Annotated in this window: 10 protein-coding genes; 8 read left to right on the top strand and 2 right to left on the bottom strand. The window is 68.6% G+C overall.

Going from position 1 to position 8,870, the window contains the following annotated elements:
- Window positions 1–86 precede the first annotated feature (86 nt).
- On the bottom strand, window positions 87–629 hold the full coding sequence (locus tag E3O62_RS10555; RefSeq protein WP_134398465.1) for a flavin reductase family protein: 543 nt from the start codon (window positions 627–629) through the stop codon (window positions 87–89).
- A gap of 72 nt (window positions 630–701) precedes the next feature.
- On the opposite strand from E3O62_RS10555, the gene hisD reads away from it, so the two are divergent.
- The 3 genes from hisD to E3O62_RS10540 are packed head-to-tail and all read left to right on the top strand — an operon-like array spanning window position 702 to window position 3,592.
- Window positions 702–2,015, top strand: a complete 1,314-nt coding sequence (hisD, locus tag E3O62_RS10550) for a histidinol dehydrogenase (protein WP_134396501.1) — start codon at window positions 702–704, stop codon at window positions 2,013–2,015.
- A 12-nt stretch (window positions 2,016–2,027) separates the two neighbouring features.
- Window positions 2,028–2,546: a transcriptional regulator NrdR gene (nrdR, locus tag E3O62_RS10545; protein ID WP_104100023.1), complete on the top strand. Its 519-nt coding sequence runs from the start codon at window positions 2,028–2,030 to the stop codon at window positions 2,544–2,546.
- 8 nt (window positions 2,547–2,554) lie between these two features.
- Window positions 2,555–3,592 (top strand): quinone-dependent dihydroorotate dehydrogenase, encoded by a 1,038-nt coding sequence (locus E3O62_RS10540; protein WP_134398464.1) that lies wholly within the window; start codon window positions 2,555–2,557, stop codon window positions 3,590–3,592.
- 42 nt (window positions 3,593–3,634) lie between these two features.
- Here E3O62_RS10540 and E3O62_RS10535 read toward each other — a convergent pair whose 3' ends face one another.
- Window positions 3,635–4,663 (bottom strand): App1 family protein, encoded by a 1,029-nt coding sequence (locus tag E3O62_RS10535; protein WP_241973429.1) that lies wholly within the window; start codon window positions 4,661–4,663, stop codon window positions 3,635–3,637.
- Window positions 4,664–4,867: 204 nt separating this feature from the next.
- Here E3O62_RS10535 and E3O62_RS10530 point away from each other — a divergent pair, with 204 nt between their 5' ends.
- The 5 genes from E3O62_RS10530 (at window position 4,868) to E3O62_RS10510 (ending at window position 8,821) form a co-directional block, all read left to right on the top strand.
- Window positions 4,868–5,521, top strand: a complete 654-nt coding sequence (locus E3O62_RS10530; protein ID WP_241973428.1) for a TetR/AcrR family transcriptional regulator — start codon at window positions 4,868–4,870, stop codon at window positions 5,519–5,521.
- A gap of 99 nt (window positions 5,522–5,620) precedes the next feature.
- The gene (locus tag E3O62_RS10525) at window positions 5,621–6,475 is read left to right on the top strand and encodes an ABC transporter ATP-binding protein (protein ID WP_134398462.1); all 855 of its coding nucleotides are present in this window, start codon (window positions 5,621–5,623) and stop codon (window positions 6,473–6,475) included.
- Window positions 6,472–7,158 (top strand): ABC transporter permease, encoded by a 687-nt coding sequence (locus E3O62_RS10520; protein WP_134396508.1) that lies wholly within the window; start codon window positions 6,472–6,474, stop codon window positions 7,156–7,158. The genes E3O62_RS10525 and E3O62_RS10520 overlap by 4 nt, the downstream gene beginning before the upstream one ends.
- Window positions 7,155–7,895 carry an ABC transporter permease gene (locus E3O62_RS10515; protein WP_134398461.1) on the top strand — a complete coding sequence of 247 codons (741 nt, stop codon included), beginning with the start codon at window positions 7,155–7,157 and terminating at the stop codon, window positions 7,893–7,895. Before E3O62_RS10520 ends, E3O62_RS10515 begins: the two co-directional genes overlap by 4 nt.
- Window positions 7,895–8,821: an ABC transporter substrate-binding protein gene (locus E3O62_RS10510; protein WP_134396512.1), complete on the top strand. Its 927-nt coding sequence runs from the start codon at window positions 7,895–7,897 to the stop codon at window positions 8,819–8,821. The genes E3O62_RS10515 and E3O62_RS10510 overlap by 1 nt, the downstream gene beginning before the upstream one ends.
- The last annotated feature ends 49 nt before the right edge of the window (window positions 8,822–8,870 follow it).

Here is an 8,870-nt window from a genome sequence, read left to right as displayed (position 1 = left end):
ACCGCGCCCACGCCGGAGGAGGCCGCCGTGGCCGAGGCCGAGCGGCGCCGGCGGCGCGACGAGGCCGGCGCAGCCCCGTCACACGGCTAGGCCGGGGCGCCGGGCACGCGGTAGGTGCGTTCATAGTACAGCAGAGCCTCGTCGTTCTCGCCCATGCCGCCTTCCTCGATCTTCACGACCACGACGGCGCTGTTGTGCACCAGTGTGCGTTCGATGATTCGCCCGATCATCCACGAGGTGACGCCCTTCAGCACGGGCAGGCCGTGGGGTCCGGGCTGCCAGTGGTCGCCGACGAAGCGCTGGTTCACAGGGCCCGACATCACCTCGGCGACGGCACGATTGTGCGCCCCGAGGATGTGGATGACGACCCGGTCGCTCTCGGCGATCGCCGGCCAGGTGCTGGCTGACCGGGCCATGTTGAAGGTGGCCAGCGGCGGAACCGACGACAGCGACGCCAGCGAGGTGGCCGTGAATCCCACCGGGGCGCCGTCCGGGCGCAGCGCGGTGATCACCGCGACACCGGCGGCGTGACGCCGGAAGGAATGTTTGAAGGCGGCCAGATCCAGCGGCGCATTGGGATCTTCGGCCAGCGGTACGGTGGCGGGCTGGGGTACTTCGGTGTCGCTCATGTGACTGAATCAATCTCCTCGCCATTGAGCCTATTCCCGGTGGACGGGAGTTGATGGCTAGGCTGGTGCGCGATGATCCAGACTATTGACCTCCGAGGGACCCGGCCCACTCCGGCGGAATTGCTTGCAGCCGTCCCGCGTGCGCTCACCGACGTGACCGCGGCCAGCGACGTCGCAGCCGAATTGATCGACGATGTGCGGGCCAGAGGCGAGGATGCCCTCCGCGACCAGGCGGAACGCCTCGACCGGGTGCGTCCGTCCCATGTGCGGGTTCCCGCGTCCCACGTCACCGAGGCACTGGCCGGGCTCGACCCGACGGTGCGCACGGCCATCGAGGAGACGATCCGTCGCGTGCGCATCGCCAGCGCGGCCCAGGTGCCGCCGCAGGTGACCACCACGATCGCCGACGGCGCCACCATCACGCAGCGCTGGCAGCCGATCAACCGGGTCGGCCTGTACGTTCCCGGCGGCAAAGCCGTCTACCCCTCGAGCGTCGTGATGAACGTGGTTCCGGCCCAGATCGCCGGCGTCTCCTCGATCGCGCTGGCGTCGCCGCCGCAGAGCGACTTCGACGGACGCGTGCACCCCACCATCCTCGCCGTGGCGGGCCTGCTCGGCATCGACGAAATCTACGCCATGGGCGGGGCCGGCGCGGTCGGCGCCTTCGCCTACGGTGTTCCCGGGCTCGGCCTGGATCCGGTGCAGCTGGTCACCGGCCCCGGCAACGTCTATGTGGCCGCCGCCAAGCGGCTCGTGCGCGGTGTGACCGGCATCGACTCCGAGGCCGGCCCTACCGACATCCTGGTCATCGCGGATGCGTCCGCCGACCCCGGCGTCGTCGCGGCCGACCTGGTCAGCCAGGCCGAGCACGACGAGCTGGCCGCCGCCATGCTGGTCACCGATTCGGCCGAGCTCGCCGACGCCGTCGCACTGCACCTGGTCGACCTGATGCAGAGCACGACCCACAGCATCCGTGTCACCGCGTCCCTGAACGGGCGCCAGTCGGGGATCGTGCTCGTGGACGACCTCGACGCCGCGGCCGCGTTCAGCAACGCGTTCGGTCCCGAGCACCTCGAGATCCAGACGAGCGACCCGGATGCCGTGCTCGCGCTGATCGAGAACGCCGGCGCCATCTTCCTCGGCCCTCATTCGCCCGTGAGCCTCGGCGACTACGTGGCTGGCTCGAACCACGTGCTGCCGACGGGAGGCCAGGCCCGGTTCGCCTCCGGACTCGGCGCCTACACCTTCCTGCGCCCCCAGCAGGTCGTCACGTACAGCCGGGAGGCACTGCGCGAGGTCGCGGACCACATCGCGGCCCTGTCCGCGGCGGAGGCGCTGCCCGCGCACGGCGACGCCGTCACGGCCCGTTTCACGACGGCGCTGTAAGCTGGGCCCACGATGTTCTGCCCGTTCTGCCGCCACCCGGACTCCCGAGTCATCGACTCGCGCACGAGCGACGACGGACTTTCCATTCGTCGGCGTCGACAGTGCCCCGAATGCGGCCGGAGGTTCAGCACCACCGAGACCGCCAGCCTGAACATCGTCAAGCGCAGCGGGGTCGTCGAACCGTTCAGCCGCGACAAGATCGTGGCCGGCGTGCGCAAGGCCTGCCAAGGTCGTCCGGTAACGGATTCCGACCTGGCCATGCTTGCCCAGCGGGTGGAGGAGACCATCCGGCAGACCGGCGCGTCGCAGGTGAAGGCGAACGAGGTCGGCCTCGCGATCCTGCCGCCGCTGCGCGAACTTGATGAGGTGGCCTATCTCCGCTTCGCGAGTGTCTACCAGGCATTCGATTCGCTCGAGGATTTCGAGACCGCGATCGCCCGGCTGCGCACCGAACACGGATCCCGCACCGAACACGGCTCCCGCCCCGAGCAGGGCAGCGGCGCGGGCGCCGCACACCCGTCCGAGTCGTAGGCGGCACCGTGTACCCGCTGATCTTCTCGCTGTTCCTGACCCGCCTCGACCCCGAACGAGCCCATCACCTCGCCTTCACCGTGATCCGGGCGCTGCCCGCGTTCGGTGTCGGCCGGGTCGTGCACCGCTTCACGCGCCCGCGCACCGACCTCGGTGTCCAGACCCTGGGTCTGCGATTCCAGTCGCCGTTCGGTGTGGCCGCCGGCTTCGACAAAGACGGTGAAGCCGTGCTCGGGCTCGGCCAGCTCGGGTTCGGGCACGTGGAGGTTGGCACCATCACCGCCGTTCCCCAGCCCGGCAACCCGAAACCGCGCCTGTTTCGCTTGATCCCCGATCGCGCGGTCGTCAACCGGATGGGCTTCAACAACGCCGGTGCCCGCGCCGCCCGGGTGCGCCTCGCGCACGTTCGCTCCGCTGCCGGTCGCCCGGTCCTCGGCATCAACATCGGCAAGAGCCGCGTCACCGCGGTCGAGGACGCCACCGCCGACTACCTGGTCAGTGCCGCGCTGCTCGCGCCCCTGGCTGACTATCTCGTCGTGAACGTCAGCTCGCCCAACACGCCCGGGCTACGCGGACTGCAGGGACTCGACCAACTCGCCCCGCTGCTTCGGGCGGTCAAGACCGAGGCCGGCGCCACGCCCCTGCTGGTGAAAATCGCCCCCGACCTCGCCGATGATGAAGTGACCCGGATCTCCGAACTCGTGGTGGAGTTGGGTCTCGACGGCATCATCGCCACGAACACCACGATTGCCCGCGCCGGACTGAAAACGGATGCCGCAACCGTCGAGGCTGCCGGCGCCGGCGGTCTCTCCGGTGCCCCGCTCCAGGCGCGGTCCCTGGCCGTGCTGCGCGTGATCCGGGCCGCTGTGCCCCGGGAGCTGTGCGTGATCTCGGTCGGCGGTGTAGAGACCGCGAACGACGTGGCCGAGCGCCTCGCCGCGGGTGCGACGCTCGTTCAGGGCTACACCGGGTTCCTCTATCGAGGGCCGCTCTGGGCTCGCCAGATCAACCGTGGCCTCGACCGCATCCTCGCCGCAGAACTGTAGCCAACGGAGACAGGCCGCCGAGCCCAAAACACGCCGTCGCGCCTAGATCAGAGCGCGGTCCGCGAGCTGCCGGGCGAGGGCCGAGCCGTCCGGCCCGTACACCCAGCGGGGATCGCGGGGCGCGGGCGCGGCATCCTTCGCCCGGCGACCGGCCAGAACGGCCTGGCTGGGGGAGAGCTGGCGGATCGCGACGGCCTCGACATTGTCGGCGAAGTCTCGCTGGAACTCGCTGTAGATGGCCTCATCGTGCTGGCCGTCGTCGCCGAACAGAATCCAGCGGATCTCCGGGAATTCCTGGGCCAGACGGCGCAGGTTGGCCCGCTTGTGGTCCTGGCCGCTCCGGAACCAGCGGTCGTGGGTGGGACCCCAGTCAGTGAGCAGGAGAGCCCCCGACGGGTACAGGTTGCGGTTCAGGAACCGGGTCAGGGTCGGGGCGACGTTCCAGGCCCCGGTCGACAGGTAGATCATCGGGGCGCCCTCGTTCACCGCGGCGAGGCGGTCGAGGAGGACCGCCATGCCCGGCGTGGGAACTCGGGCGTGCTCGTCGAGCACGAAGGTGTTCCAGGCGGCGAGCAGCGGGCGGGGAAGGGTGGTCACCATGACCGTGTCATCGACGTCGGAGAGGATCCCGCGGCGTACCGTCGGGGCCACGATGAAGAGCGGGGCCTCGACCGGCGCTGCCGTGTCGTCGGTGTGCAGCCGGGCCATCTGCCAGCCCGGGGTGAGCGTGACCGGAATGACGGTGTCGACCACGCCCCCGCGGTCGGCCTGCACCCGGTGGGAGAAGCCGTTGATCTCGATGGTCACCGTCACGTCGTTGACCGGAACGCTGGTGAAGCTGTGCCAGCCGCGAATTCCGGCCTCGCGGCGGTCGGCGTGCCAGTGGCGGCGTGCCTGCTTGGAGCCGGGCTTGGCCGGTTTGGCCAGAAGCACCCGGCACAGGATGCGCACCCACTCGGTCGAGCCGTAGCCGGCATAGGGGATGACCGTGGGCAGGTAGCCGCGTTTGCGGGCGTGGCGTTCGCGCTTGAAGTGCAGCCAGTCCTCGATGCGGGCTGCGCGATGCATCATCTTCGCTGGCGTGCCCGTGGGCGGGATTCGCGGATATGTCGGCACGTCCCTAGTCTGGCATGCGCACGACGCTACCCGGCATCGAAGTCGGGTCGCCCGGACATCCGAGGGATATTTCTGCCCAGTCGGGCGAGACACGCCGTCACGTCCCACCGCGGGGCACATTGCCGCCTAGTATTAGTGAATTACTCTCAAGGAGGACAAGTGTCACTCAGTGACCTTTTCGGTGGGGATCCTTTTGTGCCGGCCCAGCAGGCCCGCATCGAGCCGATCCAACAGCGCAGCACGGCACGACTGTCCGGTCTGCTCGACGCCGCCGCGGTCGTCGTGGACGAGGTCGGGTTCGACCGCATCACGACCGCCATGGTGGCCGAGCGCGCAGGCGCGTCGATCGGGACTGTGTACCGGTACTACCCCGATCGCGTCGCGGTGCTGCAGGCGCTGCGCGAGCGCGCGGTGCTGCGATTCCGGAGCCGAGTTGCGGAGCAGCTGAAGACGAACGCTCCCCAGGGCTGGTGGCAGGCCGTCGACGTGGCCATCACGGCCTTCGTCGACCTGTACCGCTCTGAGCCGGGGTTTCGCATCATGCATTTCGACGACCGGCAGGGTGTGCCTGTCGTCGAAGCCCCCGACGCGGGATACTTCGCCCGCCGGGTGGCCGGCATGCTGGTCGAGGAGTTCGGCCTCGAGGGCGGCGACGAACTGATCTTCCGGCTCGAGGTCGCCGTCGAGATGGGCGACTCGATCCTGTCGCGGGCGTTCCGCTCCGACCCGCAGGGCGATGAGCGGTTCATCGAAGAGTGCCGCGTGGTCACGCATGACTACCTCGCCGGATACTACGGGCCGAGCGTTCGCTAGGAATTCCGCGATCCGTTGGCTCGCGGCGCCGTGTGATGGTTGGGTGGTGTACCTGCCTCCCGCGTTGTGTCGACTTCGGTCGAGAAATGAGCCATTTTCATGATCGAGTTTCGCTCGGTGAGCAAGCAGTTCCCGGACGGCACACTCGCCGTTGACGATTTCAGCCTGACGCTCCCGTCGCACCAGACGACGGTGCTCGTCGGCTCCTCCGGCTCGGGCAAGACCACCCTGCTGCGCATGATCAATCGGATGGTTGACCCGAGCCGCGGCACGATCGAGATCGACGGGGCCGACATCGCCCAGCTCGAGCCGGTGCCACTGCGGCGCGGCATCGGCTATGTGATGCAAAACTCCGGCCTGCTCCCGCACCGCACGGTGATCGACAACGTCGCGACCGTTCCGCTGCTGCGCGGGGTGCCGAGAAAGAAGGCCCGCGCCGACGCCCTCACCCTGCTTGACACGGTGGGCCTGGACCAGACCCTGGCGGACCGGTACCCCAGCCAGCTCTCCGGCGGGCAGCAGCAGCGGGTCGGGGTGGCGCGCGGGCTCGCGGTCAACCCAAACATTCTGCTGATGGACGAGCCGTTCGGCGCCGTCGACCCGATCGTGAGGGCCGAGCTCCAGCAAGAACTGATCCGGCTGCAGAGCGAGCTCGGCAAAACGGTCGTGTTCGTCACCCACGATATCGAGGAGGCGTTCCTCCTCGGTGACCAGGTCGTCATCCTGCGTGACGGCGGACGGATCGCCCAGGTGGGGGCGCCGGCCGAGATCCTGGCGAACCCGGCCGACGACTTCGTGGCCAGCTTCGTCGGAGCGGATCGCGGCAAGCGTGCCCTGCATCTGGAACGCCGCGGCGACTCCGACCTGCTGCTCGACAGTGAGGGCCGCCTGGCCGGTGTGCTCGTGGCGCCGGGGAAGACCGCGCACTCCCCGGATTCCCAGGCTCCGCGGTGACCTGGATCTGGTCGAATCTCGACCTGCTCTGGGATCGCACCCTGGACCACCTGATCCTCAGCGTGCCGCCGATCCTTCTCAGCTTCCTGATCGCCGTGCCGCTGGGCTGGCTCGCGAACCGGTACCGTGCCGGCCGCGGCGTGATCCTGACGGCCAGTGGGCTGCTCTACGCCATCCCGTCCCTGCCGCTGTTCTTCGTGATCCCGGCCATCGTCGGCACCAGCCTTCGCTCGCCGCTCAATCTGATCATCGCCCTGACGATCTACGGCGTCGCGTTGATGGTACGCGTGGTGGCCGACGGGCTGGCATCCGTGGACCAGGATGTGCGCCAGTCCGCTGTCGCCGTGGGGTATTCCGGCTGGAGCATCTTCTGGCAGGTTGAGCTGCCGCTGGCCGGGCCGGTGCTCCTGGCCGGCCTGCGGGTCGTGGCCGTCAGCACGGTCAGCCTCGCCACGGTGGGGGCCGTGATCGGCGCGCAGAGCCTCGGCAGCCTGTTCACGGATGGCTTTCAGCGCGGTATCCAGGCCGAAATCATCGCCGGAATCGTGCTGACCGTGGCGCTGGCGCTGCTGCTGGACGGCTCCCTCGTGCTGCTCGGGTGGGTTCTGCTGCCCTGGACCCGCCTGGCGGCGACCGACCGGAGGGCCGTCCGGGTGGCCCGGCTCACGGAGGCGTCAGCATGAACCTGTTCGTTGACGCGGTGAACTGGATCCTCGACCCGGCCAATTTCGCCGGGCCGGGCGGCATTCCGGCGCGGACGATCGAACACCTGGTGTTCACCCTCGTGGCGGTCCTGATGGCCTCCGTGATCGCGATTCCGGTTGGTTTCCTGATCGGGCATACGGGTCGGGGACGTAGCTTCGCTGTGGCCACCTCCGGCGGGCTGCGGGCCATTCCGACCCTCGGCCTGTTGACCCTGGTCGCGCTGTGGGTCGGGATTGGGCTCGGTGCGCCTTACGTCGCGCTCACGGTCCTGGCGATCCCGCCGATCCTCGCGGGTGCCTACGCCGGCTTCGAGGTCATTGACCGGTCCGTCATCGACTCCGCCCGGTCGGTCGGGATGTCGGAGAGCCAGATCGTGGGCACGGTCGAGATCCCCTTGGGGTTGCCGTTGCTGATCGCGGGCATCCGTTCGGCCACCCTGCAGGTCGTCGCCACGGCGACCCTGGCTGCCTATGTGGCGGATATCGGCCTCGGCCGGTTCCTGTTCGCCGGGTTGAAAACCCGCGACTACGCGGAGATGCTGGGCGGGTCACTGCTCGTGATCCTGGTCGCCCTCGTCCTCGAGGGAATATTCACTGTTGTTCAGCGACTTGTCGTTCCCAGAGGCGTCGCGTCCGGACGTCCCCCAGTCGACCGTGGCAGGTCAGCCCGACCTGTCCCGGGGATGGATCCCGCCATCACGAAAGGAACCCACTAATGTTCACAGCTCACAGAGGCCGGCTCGCGGCTGTCGCCGCGGTCGCGGTTGGGGCCGTCGTAGCCCTTGCAGGGTGTGCGTCCGGTGACCCACTGGACAGCGGAAGTAACGCCGACGAGGGGTCCACCACCCTGGTCGTCGGTTCGCAGGACTACTACTCGAACGAGATCATCGCCGAAATCTACGCCCTGGCGTTGGAGGGGAACGGCTTCACGGTCGACCGCCAGTTCAAGATCGGTCAGCGCGAGGTCTACCTGCCCGAGATCGAATCCGGTGCCATCGACGTCTTCCCCGAGTACACCGGCAGCCTGCTGCAGGCCCTGAATGCGGATGCCGCCGGAGGCACCGCCGACGAGACCTACGCGCAGCTGCAGGACGAGCTGCCCGAGGGGCTGAGCGTGCTCGACATGGCCTCGGCCACGGACCAGAACTCCTGGACCGTCACGCAGGCCTTCGCCGACAAGTACAGCCTGACCGACATCGCGTCGCTCGCCGATGTCACCGAGCCGATCACCGTCGGCGGACCGTCCGAACTCCAGACCCGCCCCTACGGACCGACGACCCTGACAGAGAAGTACGGCATTCCCATCGCCGGCTTCACGCCCATTGAGGATGGTGGCGGCCCGCTCACGATCAAAGCTCTCGTCGACAACGACATTCAGATCACGAACGTCTACACGGCCAGCCCGAACATCAAGTCGGACAGCCTCGTCGCCCTCGACGACCCGGACGGCCTGTTCTTCGCGGACAACGTCGTGCCCGTGGTGTCCGACAAGGTCGGCGGGAAGGCCGCCGACGTGCTCAACGCCGTCAGTGCCGCTCTGACCGCCGAGGACCTGGTGGGCCTCAACTCCGAGAGCGTGAACGACCAGCTCTCGGCCGAGAAAATCGCTGCCGCTTGGCTCGAACAAGCGAACCTCTTCTAGGCACCAGCTGACTCGGGCACTGCCTGACCAATTCGACGGAGATTCTGCG

The sequence above is a fragment of the Cryobacterium sp. TMT2-15-1 genome (genome assembly GCF_004402345.1).
GTDB lineage: Bacteria > Actinomycetota > Actinomycetes > Actinomycetales > Microbacteriaceae > Cryobacterium > Cryobacterium sandaracinum.
The sequence above is the reverse complement of the archived record's forward strand: the minus strand, read 5'-3'. Positions and strand labels throughout refer to the sequence as shown.